The 15,087-nt window shown below is 55.0% G+C and carries 14 protein-coding genes; 9 read left to right on the top strand and 5 right to left on the bottom strand.

Annotated features, from left to right (window positions below):
- Positions 1 to 166 precede the first annotated feature (166 nt).
- The 5 genes from ACW73I_RS22020 to ACW73I_RS22000 are packed head-to-tail and all read right to left on the bottom strand — an operon-like array spanning position 167 to position 3,850.
- Positions 167 to 946 carry a hypothetical protein gene (locus ACW73I_RS22020; RefSeq protein WP_458031655.1) on the bottom strand — a complete coding sequence of 260 codons (780 nt, stop codon included), beginning with the start codon at positions 944 to 946 and terminating at the stop codon, positions 167 to 169.
- A 7-nt stretch (positions 947 to 953) separates the two neighbouring features.
- A complete protein-coding gene (locus ACW73I_RS22015) occupies positions 954 to 1,646 on the bottom strand; it encodes a hypothetical protein (protein ID WP_458031654.1) in 693 nt (230 codons plus the stop codon).
- Between the two features lie 21 nt (positions 1,647 to 1,667).
- Positions 1,668 to 3,338, bottom strand: coding sequence for a multidrug ABC transporter permease/ATP-binding protein (locus ACW73I_RS22010; protein WP_458031653.1), 1,671 nt, complete (start codon positions 3,336 to 3,338; stop codon positions 1,668 to 1,670).
- 14 nt (positions 3,339 to 3,352) lie between these two features.
- The gene (locus ACW73I_RS22005) at positions 3,353 to 3,583 is read right to left on the bottom strand and encodes a DUF6686 family protein (RefSeq protein ID WP_458031652.1); all 231 of its coding nucleotides are present in this window, start codon (positions 3,581 to 3,583) and stop codon (positions 3,353 to 3,355) included.
- A 54-nt stretch (positions 3,584 to 3,637) separates the two neighbouring features.
- Positions 3,638 to 3,850 carry a hypothetical protein gene (locus ACW73I_RS22000; protein WP_458031651.1) on the bottom strand — a complete coding sequence of 71 codons (213 nt, stop codon included), beginning with the start codon at positions 3,848 to 3,850 and terminating at the stop codon, positions 3,638 to 3,640.
- A 313-nt stretch (positions 3,851 to 4,163) separates the two neighbouring features.
- Here ACW73I_RS22000 and ACW73I_RS21995 point away from each other — a divergent pair, with 313 nt between their 5' ends.
- From ACW73I_RS21995 to ACW73I_RS21955, 9 genes are all read left to right on the top strand, one after another.
- The gene (locus ACW73I_RS21995; RefSeq protein ID WP_458031650.1) at positions 4,164 to 5,111 is read left to right on the top strand and encodes a hypothetical protein; all 948 of its coding nucleotides are present in this window, start codon (positions 4,164 to 4,166) and stop codon (positions 5,109 to 5,111) included.
- An 81-nt stretch (positions 5,112 to 5,192) separates the two neighbouring features.
- Positions 5,193 to 5,954, top strand: coding sequence for a VPLPA-CTERM sorting domain-containing protein (locus tag ACW73I_RS21990; protein WP_458031649.1), 762 nt, complete (start codon positions 5,193 to 5,195; stop codon positions 5,952 to 5,954).
- Between the two features lie 55 nt (positions 5,955 to 6,009).
- Positions 6,010 to 8,400, top strand: coding sequence for a penicillin acylase family protein (locus tag ACW73I_RS21985; protein WP_458031648.1), 2,391 nt, complete (start codon positions 6,010 to 6,012; stop codon positions 8,398 to 8,400).
- A gap of 39 nt (positions 8,401 to 8,439) precedes the next feature.
- Positions 8,440 to 9,777 (top strand): lysine N(6)-hydroxylase/L-ornithine N(5)-oxygenase family protein, encoded by a 1,338-nt coding sequence (locus ACW73I_RS21980; RefSeq protein WP_458031647.1) that lies wholly within the window; start codon positions 8,440 to 8,442, stop codon positions 9,775 to 9,777.
- 89 nt (positions 9,778 to 9,866) lie between these two features.
- Positions 9,867 to 10,898 carry a GNAT family N-acetyltransferase gene (locus ACW73I_RS21975; RefSeq protein ID WP_458031646.1) on the top strand — a complete coding sequence of 344 codons (1,032 nt, stop codon included), beginning with the start codon at positions 9,867 to 9,869 and terminating at the stop codon, positions 10,896 to 10,898.
- A gap of 7 nt (positions 10,899 to 10,905) precedes the next feature.
- Entirely contained in the window at positions 10,906 to 11,121 is a 216-nt protein-coding gene (locus ACW73I_RS21970; RefSeq protein ID WP_458031645.1) for an MbtH family protein, read from the top strand.
- 4 nt (positions 11,122 to 11,125) lie between these two features.
- Positions 11,126 to 11,857 (top strand): thioesterase II family protein, encoded by a 732-nt coding sequence (locus ACW73I_RS21965; protein ID WP_458031644.1) that lies wholly within the window; start codon positions 11,126 to 11,128, stop codon positions 11,855 to 11,857.
- A 91-nt stretch (positions 11,858 to 11,948) separates the two neighbouring features.
- On the top strand, positions 11,949 to 12,935 hold the full coding sequence (locus tag ACW73I_RS21960) for a TauD/TfdA family dioxygenase (RefSeq protein ID WP_458031643.1): 987 nt from the start codon (positions 11,949 to 11,951) through the stop codon (positions 12,933 to 12,935).
- A gap of 8 nt (positions 12,936 to 12,943) precedes the next feature.
- Positions 12,944 to 15,087: AMP-binding protein (locus ACW73I_RS21955; protein WP_458031642.1), on the top strand; the 2,144-nt coding region annotated here is incomplete at its 3' end.

The raw sequence follows: 15,087 nt of genomic DNA, 5'->3' as shown, positions 1-15,087 counted from the left end.
TCAATTTTTGGGGCTACTCGTGACATTCCTCCAACATTACATTATTAGCGCTTAATAACGCAATTAAGTACTAGATACAAGGTTCCGGATAGTGCTAAACAACAGATGCCGATTAACAAATAGGCGGTTGCTGAAGACTTTGGTTTACGCATAAGTGCTCCTCCTGTTAAAAAGAGACGACTATTTGTCCGATACTGACTTGAGGGTCGAAATAACGCTCTCCGGTGGCTGTACCCAATGAGTTGTCGTATTCGAATTTCAATTGCAGATAATTGCTGAATTCGTAGTTGAAACCGAGGTTCAACATCGATATATCTTCAATAGACACTGCACTGCCATCGTAATCCAGGCCGATGCGCTGTTTCGGCAGCCATTGACTGAAGCGGGCAAAGGCGCGGATCGACCATTTGATAAAGGGTTTCAAATCGACCACTAGCGTGGAGTGATAACCGAATTGATTGTTTTTGCCGACAGAGTTGCCGTACTGGTCGAACAATGGATTGCCGTCGGCATCGAAGGTTTGATCCCGATGGGTTTGTAGAAACATCAGCTCGTTTTCTAAGTGCCACGCGCCGTAATCGATGCTGAGATCAGCGCCGTAAACGCTGATACGATTATCGTTGTCGCCATCCAGTTGGCTGAGATGGGAAATGCCGAATTCGATACCTTTACCGGGATTATGTACGCTGTATGGCCGCTCTCCGAAGCGCACGCCCAGCCGGCCGCCGATGATGTGACCTTTGTCGTTATAGAAAGCGTCCGTCCCGAATACGGAAAAGTTAAGGTTGTTCCAGGCGCCGTATGACCTTATGCCGTCGGCGTTGTAGCCGCCCAATTGCATGACCGACGTGGTCAACGGAGGCGTCACTGTGATTCTATCTCTGGCGGCGAAGTGCTGATAATCGATGCCGAACGGTAAGTCGAAACGGCCGGCCTGAATATGCAAGCTCCGCTCATTGAAAATGCGGCCGCGCGGTGGAACCCGGGTCGTATAGGTGGTAATCGATCATTGCCACTGCGATACCTGCCATGGTATTGCCGCCGCTGAGACCGCCAGGACCGCTACTGCCGCAAAATACGGCGGCGGGTGCGCCGTAATCCGCGTTGTATGAGTTGCCGCACAGGACCAAGGCGCTGGCTGCACCGAAATGTGCGTCGTGAACGTAGTCCAAATCCAGTTCCAACGAACCGACGCTGAAAATTTGGTTAGTGGAATTGGCTGTTTTCGCATTGACGTCGAAGAAACCGCTTATTTCCAGGCCTTTTTCAGCGACGGCAGCTTTTAATTCGCCGACCGTTTTGCCCAATTCATGTAGTTTGGTGGAAATTCCGCCTTCGTCGCTGTCCGATTTGGCATCGGCTGTTTGTGCCGGTTCGTTCGGGTGGGTTTGCGCAACGTCTATCGGTGTCGGATTAGGTATATTCGGCGCGGAGGTCGGTTCCGGGTGTACTGAGGCCTGAGTCAACGCGTCGAGTTTCCGCTCCAATTGACGCACATGGTTTTCCAATTGTTCGATCTTCGTGTTTTTCTCATGCAGCATATGCTCTACGATTTGGCGAATTTTGGTGTCGTCGGAGGCGTGCACCGTTTCGAAGGACGATAAGAACACAAGTATTAGAACGAAGAGTAAGGAACGGAAGTTCATCGAATACGGATCCAGCATGATTCAACATGCACTGATTTCCGCGGGCGTTTCGTGCAATACGCCGGGCGTGGGCTTGCTGGCGAGAAACGGCTGCAAATAGCCTTCATCCATCTTCAGAACGCGGTCGGCGACATGGAAGTAATGTTCGTCGTGGGTGACCGCAAGCACGGTTTTGCCCTGTGTTTTCAATAATGGCAACAGTTCCATGTAAAAGCGCCTGCGGTAGCCCGGGTCTTGGTCGGCGGCCCATTCGTCCAATACCAATATGGGCCGGTTTTCCAGTATCGCGACCAATAGCGCCAGGCGCTTGCGTTGGCCTTGCGACAAGCGGCTGTCCAGCAGCCGGCTGTCTTCGACTTTGACTTTGTGCGTCAAGTCCAACAGATCCAGCCAATATGCGACTTGTTTCGGGTTGGCGTCGTGGCCGTCTGCACCTATTAACCCGTGGAACAAGTGAAAGTCGGAAAACACCGTGGAGAACAGGCGGCGATAAATTGGCAAGTCGTGTTTCGTTACGGTTGAATCGTTCAAAAAAATGTTGCCGGTATGAGGTGTATATAAACCTGTCAATAAGCGGGTGAAAGTGGTTTTGCCGCTACCGTTGCCGCCGATCAGGAATACGATTTCGCCGGCATTAAGCGTGAAGTCGAGTGGGCCGACCGAGAAGCGATTGCCGCGGTCGGTTTCCGGGTAACGATAGCGTATGCCTTGTAGCTCGATGCCTTTCCAGTCGGGCAGCAAGGGCTGAGGCGTTCGAGAAAAGTCGGACCTGTATTCCGGCAGCTGCAGGCTGTTGAGTTTATCCAGCGCGACGCTGCCGCTGATCAAGCTGGGGATCGCCGCGATCAGCCCTGTCAGCGAGGTGCGCAGAAACAAAATCGTCAAAGAGTAAGTCGTGGCGACCGCGTGGTCGGCCCAGTCTAGGCCCTGGGCCAAAAAGAACACCAAGCCGATCGAACCCAGAATCATCACGTTGGCCCAGTTCTCGTTAAAGCCGTTGAAGACGTCCGCGGAAATCTCGTGGTCGCGGCTGGCGGCGGCATGGCGTTCGAATTCGTCTTGGTAAAACCGCTGCGCGCGTTCGCGGTTCAATGTCAGTTCCTTGCGCCCCAGCAACGCGGCTTGGTAATCCTCGTACAACAAATCTTCGATGGCGCGGGCTGCGTCAATGCGGGCGTGGGTCTGGCGCATCAAAAGCCATCCCACGATCACGGTCAACAGCATCCAGCCGGCGGTGGCGGCGAATAGTGATTGCGACAGCCAGGCCAGGTAAGCAAAACCGCCCAGATTCAAGACCAAGCCGTAAACCGCCGACGGCAGGCTGATGAAGGCGGAGGTCAGATGGCTGGTGTCGCTGTTCAGGCTGGCAAGCAAGCGCGGCGGGCCGAGTTGTTCCAAGCGTTCCAAGTTGGTATCCAGGATGCGTTTCACCATGGTGCGGCGTATTTGATAGACCAGCCGATGCCCCAGCGTCGTCATGCAGATCTGAGAGGCGGTGCCGATGGCGAACACCGCCAGTAACAGGCCGGCGAACTCGATCAGCGTGGTCTTCACATCGGACTGCGGATGCAGCAAATGGTCGTTGGTATACGCGATGACCCAAACCGCCAAGCCGGCACTGCTGATGCTTAGAGTGAACACTAACAATAAGGGCAGCCTGAACTGGCTGAACATCAAGCGGATCAGATTCATGGCAAAGCCGCGCGTTAATGGACCAGGGTCAGTGACGGACGTTTTCTGACGGTCTCGGTCGATCCATGGGCCATGCGTTTCGATGCGCTTGTCATCATGGCTGCGAATTCGGCAAATTGCTCCACGTCGAAACGTAACGACATGTTCTGCATGTGCAAATGCACGACGCCGCAGTCGCGGCACATCAATACTTTGCCTGTATCGCTATTGGCCAGATATTCATGAGTGCAGGGTTTTTTAGTCATGGGATGTTTCCTCCGAGCAGGTGAAAAAGTAATTGCGATCAAGGTCGGCACGGGCTATTGGCCTTCGAGCAGGTTGCCGTCGTTGCCGAATTTCGATTTGGCTAGAGACAACAGCATCTTCCAGACGATTTGCTTCGAACTGAAATCCAGACAGCGGAAATCCGTGGCATGGATTTGGCCGTTTTCCATTAGCGAAGCCAGAAATTTCGGTTCGATTTCAAGCTTTACCGTTAAAGGCTTTCTAAAAAATGAATTCAAAAATTTCATAAAGAGGTCCTTTCGATAGTTTTAGTAAATGATAATGATTCTCATTTTATATGTAAAGCATTTTTATTTTCGCCTGCTTTCACTGAGCACATGCATTGCACTCACTTCATCCAGCACTCAACGGCCTGAAAATTTCCCGATTCATTAATTAAGCGGAATACTTTTGAAAAACTGGTTGACAACGGTTTTTAACGTAAGGAGAATAATAATCGTTCTCATTTAGATAGGCATTTATTATTCCTCTCTCGTCAATTGATGTTTGTCCTGAATAGGAACATCTGAACAGTCATCAACTTTTATTATGGAAATGAATATGAAGAACTCAGTCTCTAAACGTTTGAATCTTGCGGTGATCAAACCGTTGGCAGGCGCTGTTGCCTTGCTATCAATCTTGCCGACTGGTACGGCTATCGCAGATAGCGTAACCCGATCTTTTGCCAACCCAAGACCTATCGTTATTCAAGATACTTGTGCTAATCCGGATGATGCGGAGTGTGCAGAGCTATTGGATACTTATACCGCAGAGGGTGCTCCAGCCGTACCGGTGAAGGTGGCAAAGACCTATCCGGCAATGATCAATGTTCCCAAGGGAGCATTTCCTAAAGATGCCAAAATCACGGATGTCAATGTCACGATTAAAGGTATTCACCATGATTATTTGAACGATGTCGATATGTTGCTGGTAGCGCCAAATGGTCAATATGTGATGCTGGCTTCCAACGTCAGTGCTGCTGGCGCGACACCGGAAGGTGGCGTTTTGGGCGTTGTGGCGGAAGACCTGAACTGGAAATTCGACGACTCGGCACCTCTGCCGCTGCCTCGTTCTGTCAGCGATGATGGTCGGTTGAGTAGAAGAGAATTTAACCGTGACGGCACTCCTAACCCTCTCTATCATATTATCTATGATGAATGGGTAGGGGTATGGACAGATACCTCACTACGTGCATTCAAACCTACTGATTATGATAATAACCCGGATACCGATCATTTCCCTGCGCCAGCTCCTTTGGAACTGCAAGACCCGGCCACGTCAGTCGCTTTGACGCCAACTACCGTGTTGGCTACGCCGACAGCGGGCGATCCAAGCACTTACAAAAAAGTGACCAATGGTCCGAAACTCAGCAATCTGAACGGTATCGATCCATCGGGTCAATGGAAACTGTACGTGGTTGACGACTTTTACTGGTTTGCCGGCGAAGTCAAGGGTGGCTGGAGTCTGGAAATCACCGCCGACGATCAGGAGTCCTGCTCGGTCGAGTGACGGCAAGCTGGCCTTCAATAAAGCAAGCAACCGGTTAATGGCCGGTTGCATTCCACGACATAAATTCAAGAGATATTCAATATGAAAAAACTAACCTTATCACTACTGCTGGCCGCCGGCTTGGCCGGACAGTCGAGTCTTGCATCCGCGGACATCGCCAATTCCCTCAATCCTTACAGTGCCGGCTACGGTTTCGACTACCCTCAACAAGCGGTGTGGGGAGGCTGGAGTCGCGGCGACGCCGGTACCGTTTATGCGGAATGGGACAGTTTCAATTTCGACGGCCAGTTGCTGGCCGGCAGTTACGGGTTAACCAGCGCGCAATTCGGCTGGGACGGCGGCACCAGCATCGACGGCAACGGTAATCTGTCCAACGATAGCGATTCGATTTTCGCCTATGCCGATATTCAAGGCAGTATTGCGCAAGCCTCTCAGCAAGTGGTGCGGGTGGCGATGCAATTGGAAGCTTGGGTGGCTGGTGGCAATGGTGTTGACTACGACAACATTTGGTTGAACGGCTTGACGCCTACTTTTCTTGGACTGACCGACACCGGTAACAGTATTGTCGTCGACTCGATCGAATACGCGCTGTATCAATCACTGGCGATTTGGGATCTGGAGTTTGCTCCGACTGGCGATTCATACTCGTTTGATTTGTCAGCCGCGGCGGGTACTCGTATCGCTCAAGTCGCGATCGACATAGCTGCGGTAGCGCAAGGCGCGCCGATTGCCGAAGCGCCGGTCGCGGTGCCGTTGCCTGGCGCGGCCTGGATGTTCATGTCGGCCCTGTTTGGTATGTTGGCTGTTAGACGTAAATCTCAGCTATCCCAGTTATCGGCATAAATCGAGCTGTGGCGGCTGGAACGCAAAATATATGGATAGCAAGGGGTTTAAGGATATGACATGGAGGTCAGTCCGGTATTTGAGGCCATGGCTGGGTTTGTTGGTTCTAGGCTGTGCTTGGTTCGCGTTTGGGCAATTCTCACCCGAAAACGACAGCCTCAAATTGCCGGGATTGCCCAGGGCGATAGAAATCATCCGCGATAACCATGCGGTACCGCATATCTACGCCAACACTGTTGATGATGCATATTTTGCGCTGGGTTACATGCACGCCCAGGATCGATTGTGGCAAATGGATTTGAATCGCCGAGCTGGCTCCGGCCGCTTGGCGGAAGTTTTCGGCGGTGATGCGCTGGAGCAGGACCGCTTCATGCGGGTGCTGGGTTTGCGACGGGCAGCCGAGGCTAATCTGCAACAACTCGATCCGGCAACCCTCGCCAGTCTGCAAGCCTATGCGCAAGGGGTTAATGCCTATCTGGCGCAAGATTCCGTGCTGCCGGTGGAGTTTTACTTGACCGGCGCTCCCCGTCCGGAACCCTGGCAGCCCGCCGACTCCCTGGTCTGGTTAAAAACCATGGCCTGGCGCCTGTCCGGTAACTGGTGGGAAGAGTTGCTCAATCTCAGGCTTCAGCAGCGTTTGTCGTCGGAACAATTCGCCGACCTGTTTCCGCCTTATCCGGGCGATGCGCCAAGCGTGCTACCTGATGTCACAAATCTTTATGCCGAGCTGATGCCGCTGGCTGGCAAGCTACTGGCGCAACACCGCGAAGAAGCCCATAAAAGCATCGGCTCCAACAATTGGGTGGTCGACGGCAGTCGTACTGCCAGCGGCAAGCCATTGCTGGCCAACGATCCGCATTTGCCGCTGACCGCACCGTCGCTCTGGTATTTCGCTCATCTGCACGCGCCTGGCTTGAATGTCGTGGGTGCTACTTTACCCGGCATACCCGGTATTTTATTGGGACGGAACCAGCGAGTGGCCTGGTCCTTCACCAACACCGGGCCGGACAGTCAGGATATTTTTCTTGAACAACCGTTGCCGGCTCAACCCAATCGGTATTTGACACCTTCCGGCGCGCAGGCCTTCACGACTATCCGGGAAATCATCAAAGTCAAGGATCAAGCGGATCAGGAGCTGACTGTTCGCGTTAGCCGTCATGGCCCGGTCATTTCCGATGTCGATAACGACGCCCGGCAGGCGGCGCCGAACGGCAGGGTGGCTGCGTTGAGGTGGGTAGGCCTGCGCGAGGACGATGCCACCATTCGTTTCATGCTCAATGCCGGGCGTGCGCAATCCGCATCCGAACTGCAGGTATTTGCCCGCGATTTCCATACGCCGCAGCAAAATATTGTTTATGCCGACATTGACGGCAACATAGGCTTTATCGCCGCGGGACGGGTGCCGGTGCGCGGCGCTGACAATGTCCTGAACGGGCGCTTGCCGGCGCCGGGGTGGCTGGCAGCCTATGACTGGCAGGGACTGATTCCCTTCGAACAACTGCCTCAGCAGACGGCCAGCCAAGACGGCAAAATCGTCACCGCCAATCAAAAAATCACGCCGCCGGCTTACCCCTATTTCATCACCGCCGGCTGGGCCTTGCCTTTCCGGGCCGAGCGCATCGGCGAACTGTTGGATAGCCGCACCAAGCATGATGTGGCGTCGTTTGCAGCCATTCAAAACGATGTCGCCAACCCATTCGCGGCGCAATTATTGCCCAGACTGCTGGCGATAACGAGCAAGGGTCAAGAATCCAAACAAATTTTACAGGGCCTACGCGATTGGGATATGCGCATGGCCGACGACTCCGCGCAGCCCCTGATTTTTGCCGAATGGATCAGGCAGTTGGCCGCAATTTTGTATCAGGAAAAATTAGGTGATTTGTACGAACTGGTCGGCGATTATCAACCGCAGTTTTTGCTGCAAGTGTTAAACAACAGTCATGGCGGCGGCGGGCGCTGGTGCGCCGCCGTTGATTTAGGCGCGGCGTTGTGCGATGCGGAAATCGAACGAGCCTTGCAAGCAGCCTTGCTGAATCTCAAACGGCATTATGGCAACGATCCGAAGCAATGGCGCTGGGGCAAGGCGCATGTCACTGTCTTCAAGCATCACCCTTTCGGCCAAGTGCCTTTCCTCAGCTCGTTGTTCAATGTCGAAGGCGAAAGCGCCGGCGGCATGGACACCGTCAACGTCAGCGGCTACCGCTATGACGAAGATAGCGGGCGCTACCTGGGCGAAGCGGGTGCAGCCTTTCGGGCGATTTACGATTTGGCCGAGCCGGAAGACTCGGTTTTTATCCTCGGGACCGGCCAGTCCGGCAGCCCGTTTTCCTCGCATTATCGGGACATGACGTCGGCTTGGCTGCAAGGCGGCTATGTGCCGTTAATGACCGACCGGGGACGCATTCTGAGCAGCGCTGTAGAACGTATCCACTTGCAACCCGAATAATGCGACCTTTTATTTTCACCATCATCACAGGACACAGCAATGAACGACACTCTTGATCTGGCCGGTATCGGCATCGGGCCATTCAATCTCAGTCTGGCGGCATTGCTGTCCAAGGTTCCGCAATGCCGGGCTCGATTTTTCGAGCGCCGCGACAGTTTCAACTGGCATCCGGGCATGATGTTGCCCGGTACCCAGATGCAAACCTCGTATTTAAAGGATCTGGTCACACCCGTCGATCCCAGTAGTCCGTATGGTTTTCTGTCCTATCTGGTTAAGAAAGGCCGGTTTTACCGGTTTATCAACGCCGAGTATCCCAGGGTGCGGCGGGTCGAATTTGCCGATTATCTACGCTGGGTGGCGGAACAATTGCCGAATCTGCGTTTCGGAACCGGCGTGGATGGCGTCGAGTTCGCACAGAATGGCTTTAAACTTAGCGGCGATGGTTTGGATGGAGTGCATAGCCGCCATTTGGTGGTGGCGACCGGTATGCGGCCCAACATCCCGACCTGGGTCGAGCGCTATGTTGGTGAACAATGTTTGCATAGCCATCATTACGTGACTTCCGATTTTTCAGTGACCGGCAAACGCGTTGCCATCATCGGCGGCGGGCAAAGCGGCGCGGAAATCTTTCTGGACTTGATGGCCGGCCATCGCGGCAAAGCGGAGCAGATTACCTGGATCAGCCGTCGCGCGAATCTGGAACCTCTGGACGAAACCGCCTTCATCAACGAATACTTCACGCCCGATTACGTCCGCCATTTCCATAAGCTGCCGGAACCAGGCAAGCCGCCTATCGTCAGCTCGCATAAACTGACCGGCGACGGCGTCTCGCCGGCAACCTTGCAAGTCTTGTCGCAATATTTATATGACACGGACTTTCTGAATAGCGATACGACGCCCTACGCCATTTTCCCGCATCGCGAGGTGCATCTGATGGGGCGGGACAAGGGTGGCTACCATCTGCACATGCGCAACGGTTTCAATAATGACGACGAGTCGGAGGTGGCGGACATGATCATCCTGGCGACCGGCTACCACTACCAATTACCGTCATGCCTCAGTGCGCTTGCCGGCCGACTGGATCTCGACGAAGAAGGTTTTCCGCGCTTACGAGAGGATTACACCGTCGCCTGGGATGGCCCTGAACAACACCGTATCTATCTGCAAAACGCCGGCCGCAACAGCCACGGTGTTGCCGACGCCCAACTTAGCTTGGCTGCCTGGCGATCGGCGATGATCATCAATAGTCTCCTGGAAAACCCGGTTTACGACGTCGATCCTTGTCCAACCGCATTGAAATGGGTAAGGAATACACAGGATCAAATCGAAAGCACTGCAAGCACTTTAGAGGCCGAGAAGATTTATCGGGTGGGTTGAGATTGCGGCTTGACCAATCAAATGATAATCATTATTATTTACAACAGCGTAAACAGTCATTAAATAGCGACACCATTTAGCTTTTATTCATGAATCCGAACTTTTTGAAACAAACCTTGCCCGGTGGGCGGCAGGTGGACTTAATACTCGCCGAAGCTGAGTTGATGATCACCCTTGATCAACAGCATAGCGCCGTATTTCAACTGGCTTCGAGTCCGGGGAGTATGGCTGCGCTACAGCTAATAGAGATTGGCGGGGTTGAAACCGATACCGGCGTTCCCGTGTTGCTTGCGGCTCTACATGGCATGTTCGACAGTCATCCGCAATTATTGGAAATCGAACTGTCGCTGGTCGAGCACGGCCAATTGATTGCACCGTTGGTTGCAAGCGGCGCCGCGACCCGGTCCAGCGAATTAAGCGAATTGGTTATCAGCCGTCGCGGCATGCTACGACAGATTGTTGAGCTTTTCCTGTCTCAATTTAACGCCTACGCGTTTCCGTTGCACTACACGATCACTGACGGTAAGCGTCATCCGTTGCGTGCGCCGGTTGCGGCCGGCGAGGTTTACCGCCGCTATTTGCCTGAACAGGGCTTGTCGCTGTCCTTCCGTACCGTAGACCCTGAAACGGATTTGGACACTTTCCACGCCTGGCACAACAATCCTCGGGTTTCCGCATTCTGGGAATTGGCCGGCAGCAAGGACATGCACCGCGAATATCTGCAAAAAGTCACCGCCGATGCCCACATGCATCCGGTTTTCGGCTGTTTCGACGGCGAGCCGTTCGGCTATTTCGAGATTTACTGGGCCAAGGAAGATCGCATCGCGCCGTATTACGAGGTCGACGATTACGATCGCGGTGTGCATATGTTGGTTGGCGATGAACGTTGGCGCGGTCCTCAGCGAGTGGCCGCCTGGCTGCCGTCGCTGGCCCATTTCATGTTTCTCGACGATCCGCGCACACGCAACTTGGTTGCGGAACCGCGAGCCGACAATACCAAGATGATCGGCTATATGCAGCAGGCCGGCTTTTGCAAACCCAAGGAATTCGATTTTCCGCACAAGCGCGCTGCGTTGATGATGCTGTCGCGGGAAGTATTTTTCGACCAATTTTGCATTTGAGAACAGTATGAGCATAGATAGCGAAGACACCGTATTTCAAGTCGTCGTCAACGGCGAAGAACAATATTCGATCTGGCCGGATTACAAAGCCGTGCCGAACGGCTGGCGCACGGTCGGCAAGTCCGGCGTAAAAAAAGAATGTTTGGAATACATTGAACAGGTGTGGACCGACATGCGTCCCTTAAGCTTGCGCCGATTCATGGAAGAGCAAGGGCAAGGATAACGCCATGCGTCTAATGTGTTTTCCTTACGCCGGTGCCAGCGCGACTGTATATTTGCGTTGGCGGCGACAATCCCCGAGCTGGCTGGAGATCAAACCGGTCGAATTGCCGGGGCGCGGAATTCGCCTGTTAGAACCGTTGGCACAGAACTGGAACAGTTTGATCGAAACGGTGGTTGGCGAGATAGCCGGCTTTACGGATCGGCCTTACGCGCTGTTCGGCCATAGTTTCGGAGCGCTGGTTGCGTTCGAGACTGCACACGCTCTGCACGAGCTCGGATTACCCATGCCCCGCGCGCTGATGGTTTCGGGGACGCACGCGCCCAGTCGCCGCGACAATCGCCGCTTTGAAAATTTGGAAACCGATGATGAATTGCGGGTGGAAATGCGCCGTTTGAACGGCACCGACTCGGCTGTATTCGCGAGCAAGGAGTTGATGGCATTGGCGCTACCCATATTGCGCGCGGATTTTCGTTTATGCGCCCTATATCTCCAGCGCCAACGCACGCTTTTAACTATGCCGATCCATGTGCTGGCCGGCAAACAAGACGAGACCACCCCCGAAACCTTGGGCGCATGGCAGTTGGAAACGAATGCCGAATTCACGTTGGATGTTTTCGACGGCGACCACTTTTTCATTCAAAGCCAAGAAACGCGGGTTTTGGCCACCCTAAGCCGTTATTTGGGCCGCGCCCGGGTCGAGCGTTCGGGTGTTTGCCTTGCAGAGAGTTCCCAATGAAGTCATCTCGTTTCTCCACGAAGTTGATTCTCTCAGGGCAAACACCCGAACGCTCGACGGTCATTAATCAATTTTCTGACTAACACATTGCATGAACGCCATAGCTCCGAATTTGGTAACCGAAAATCTGATAGCCTCCGGCAGTTTACCCTTGTTGGTCAGACCTGCGGTGCCAGGCGTCGCATTGCTCGACGTAATGGACGAATTGCGGCGGTTGGCCGAACGCGAGCTGTCGGGTTGTGGCGGTTTGTTGTTCCGCGGTTTTGGTGTATCCGGCCCGACCGAGTTCAAAGCCTTCGCCGCCGGTTTCGGCCATCCGCTGTTGAGTTACGAGTTCGGTTCCACCCCGCGCACCAAGGTGGAAGAGGGCGTGTATACCTCGACCGAATATCCGCCGCACCAATCCATTCCGCTGCACAACGAACAGGCTTATACCCGCGCATGGCCGATGAAAATCTGGTTTTACAGCGCGCTGGTGGCCGAACGAGGCGGAGAAACGCCGATCGCCGACAGCCGCGAAATCTATCGCCGCATCGATCCGGCCATCCGCCGCCGCTTCGAACAGCATGGCCTGATGTACGTGCGTAATTACGGCAACGGCCTGGATGTGCCGTGGACGCAAGTGTTCAACAGCGAAGAACCGTCCGTGGTCGAGCGCTACTGCCGCGAACACGGCATCGTCTGCGAATGGAAGGACGACGGCGAACTGCGCACCCGGCAGATCTGCCAAGCCACCGCGCAACATCCCGTCACCGGCGATTGGGTCTGGTTCAACCAGGCGCATTTGTTTCACGTCTCCAATCTGGAGCCGGACGTGCGCGAAGCCTTGCTTGAAATACTCGAGCCGGAAGACTTGCCGCGCAACGTGTATTACGGCGACGGCAGCGCCATCGAGGACGGTATTTTGGCTGAAATTCGCGGCGTGCTCGACGAACTGACCATCTCCTTTCCGTGGCAAACCGGCGACGTGATGATGCTGGACAACATGTTGGCCGCCCACGCCCGCGCGCCGTTCAGCGGTCCGCGCAAGGTCGTGGTGGCGATGGCCGGACCTTATTCGCAACCTCTCCCCGCTTAAAAATCACGATGATCATCAACCCCGCTCACGCCCAAAATTTCGTCGATTTGTTAGTCCGGCGCACCGAAATGCATCCCGAGCGCATCGCTTTGCATTGCATCGCCGACGGCGCCGGCGAGGTTTCGAGCTACAGTTTCGCCGATCTCGATCGCCGCGCCCGCGCGGTAGCCGCGCATTTACAAACGGTTTGCGCGCCCGGCGACAGGGCATTGATCTTGCTGCACAGCGGTATCGATTATGTCGGTGCGTTCTTCGGCTGCCTGTATGCCGGCGTCATCGCGGTGCCGGCTTATCCGCCGGAATCGCAAGCGCCGCAAAACTTAAAGCGCGTCGCGTCGATCTTGCGCGACGCTCAACCAAAACGGGTGCTAAGCCATACCGCACTGCTGGACGGCGTGAACGCGGCGTTGGAAACTCTATGTGTCAGCGAACGTCCGCTTGCGCTCGCTGTTGACCGAATCGACAGCGCCGAGGCGGACACTTGGCGCACGCCCGTAATCGCTCGCGATACTTTGGCGTTTTTGCAATACACCTCGGGTTCCACCGCCAATCCCAAAGGCGTCATGGTCGGCCACGACAACCTGCTGGCCAACCAACGCGCGATCAAGCACGGCTTCGGGATACGTGAAGACGACGTGTTCGTCAGCTGGTTGCCGCTTTACCACGACATGGGCCTGGTCGGCAGCCTGATGCAACCTCTATATAGCGGCATTCCGTTGGCTTTGATGTCGCCGCGCCATTTCCTGGAGCGGCCGCTGCGCTGGTTGGCGGCAGTTTCGCGTTTCGGCGGCACCATCGGCGGCGGACCGGACTTTGCTTACCGTCTATGCAACGAACGCATTAGTGAAGCGCAAATGCAGGGCTTGCGCCTCGACAGTTGGCGCCTGGCGTTCTGCGGCGCCGAACCGATACGCCACGAAACCCTGAGTACCTTCGCGGAAAAATTCGCATCCGTAGGTTTGCCGGCGAGTGCGCCGTATCCGTGCTATGGCCTGGCGGAAGCGTCCTTGCTGGTCAGCGGCGGCTTACCCGGCCAGGGTGCGCAAGCCGTGGTTTGCGCAGCCGACGCGCTGGCCCAACATCGCGCTGAATTGACCGAAAGCGGCAGCGTCATCGTCGATTGCGGGCTAGTGCAGCCGGAACACCAACTCGCAATCGTCGATCCCGCCAGCGGGGGCGACTGTAATGAAGGCCGTATCGGCGAAATCCGTTTCAGCGGCCCCAGCGTCACCCACGGCTATTGGCAAAATCCGGCGGCAACCCGCGAAACCTTTGTTTACGCAGACGGCAAAACCTGGTTGCGCACCGGCGATTTGGGTTTTGTTCGTGATGGCCGCCTGTTCGTGACAGGACGGGTCAAGGACATGATACTGATTCACGGTCAAAACCTGTATCCGCAAGACATCGAGCAAGTCTTGGAAGAACAGATCGAACTATTGCGCAAGGGCCGGGTCGCCGCATTCGCGATTGATGCCGACGGTCGCGAGGGCATAGGCATCGCCGCCGAAATCGGCCGCGGTACGCAAAAGCTGGTGCCGGCGGAAAACCTGTTCGATGCCGTCAACGAGACGCTGGCGCAGTGCTGCCAGCAACCGGCGGCACTGATCTTGCTGCTCAATCCCGGCGCTTTGCCTAAAACCAGCAGCGGTAAATTGCAACGCCGCGCCTGTTATCAAGCCTGGTGCGAAGGTACTCTGGATGTGTATGCGTCGCAATGGTACGGGCAGCGCCAGCAGGGACAAGCCGCTGCCGAAGAATTGACCGATTTCGAGCGTCAAGTCGCGAGGATTTGGCGCGAGGCATTGAACGTCACCACGGTCTCGGCGCAGCAGAGCTTTTTTGCCCTGGGTGGCCAATCGATTGCAGTTATCCAAGCCGTCGCCGCTCTGCGTGAGAGACTCGGCGTAACGGTTGAGCCCGTACTATTTTTCGAGAAACCGAAACTGCGAGAATTTGCCGCCGCAGTCGAAACCCTGACTAACGAGAGCGCGGCGGCAACCGTAGCGTCGATAGCCAAAGGCGAACAGAACGAGGGGCTGTTGTTGACTTTCGGCCAGGAAAGTTTGTGGTTCTTATCTCAACTGGACCCATCGAGCACGGCCTACCACATAGCCGGTGGGGTACGTATCACCGGCGAACTGGACCGCGCGGT

It is taken from the genome of Methylomonas sp. MgM2 (genome assembly GCF_054172045.1).
The sequence above is the reverse complement of the archived record's forward strand: the minus strand, read 5'-3'. Positions and strand labels throughout refer to the sequence as shown.

Bases quoted from the DNA above. Each gene is read 5' to 3' on its own strand.
- ACW73I_RS22015 (WP_458031654.1), bottom strand. From the start codon at position 1,646: ATGAACTTCCGTTCCTTACTCTTCGTTCTAATACTTGTGTTCTTATCG.
- ACW73I_RS22010 (WP_458031653.1), bottom strand. From the start codon at position 3,338: ATGAATCTGATCCGCTTGATGTTCAGCCAGTTCAGGCTGCCCTTATTG.
- ACW73I_RS22005 (WP_458031652.1), bottom strand. From the start codon at position 3,583: ATGACTAAAAAACCCTGCACTCATGAATATCTGGCCAATAGCGATACA.
- ACW73I_RS22000 (WP_458031651.1), bottom strand. From the start codon at position 3,850: ATGAAATTTTTGAATTCATTTTTTAGAAAGCCTTTAACGGTAAAGCTT.
- ACW73I_RS21995 (WP_458031650.1), top strand. From the start codon at position 4,164: ATGAAGAACTCAGTCTCTAAACGTTTGAATCTTGCGGTGATCAAACCG.
- ACW73I_RS21990 (WP_458031649.1), top strand. From the start codon at position 5,193: ATGAAAAAACTAACCTTATCACTACTGCTGGCCGCCGGCTTGGCCGGA.
- ACW73I_RS21985 (WP_458031648.1), top strand. From the start codon at position 6,010: ATGACATGGAGGTCAGTCCGGTATTTGAGGCCATGGCTGGGTTTGTTG.
- ACW73I_RS21980 (WP_458031647.1), top strand. From the start codon at position 8,440: ATGAACGACACTCTTGATCTGGCCGGTATCGGCATCGGGCCATTCAAT.
- ACW73I_RS21975 (WP_458031646.1), top strand. From the start codon at position 9,867: ATGAATCCGAACTTTTTGAAACAAACCTTGCCCGGTGGGCGGCAGGTG.
- ACW73I_RS21970 (WP_458031645.1), top strand. From the start codon at position 10,906: ATGAGCATAGATAGCGAAGACACCGTATTTCAAGTCGTCGTCAACGGC.
- ACW73I_RS21965 (WP_458031644.1), top strand. From the start codon at position 11,126: ATGCGTCTAATGTGTTTTCCTTACGCCGGTGCCAGCGCGACTGTATAT.
- ACW73I_RS21960 (WP_458031643.1), top strand. From the start codon at position 11,949: ATGAACGCCATAGCTCCGAATTTGGTAACCGAAAATCTGATAGCCTCC.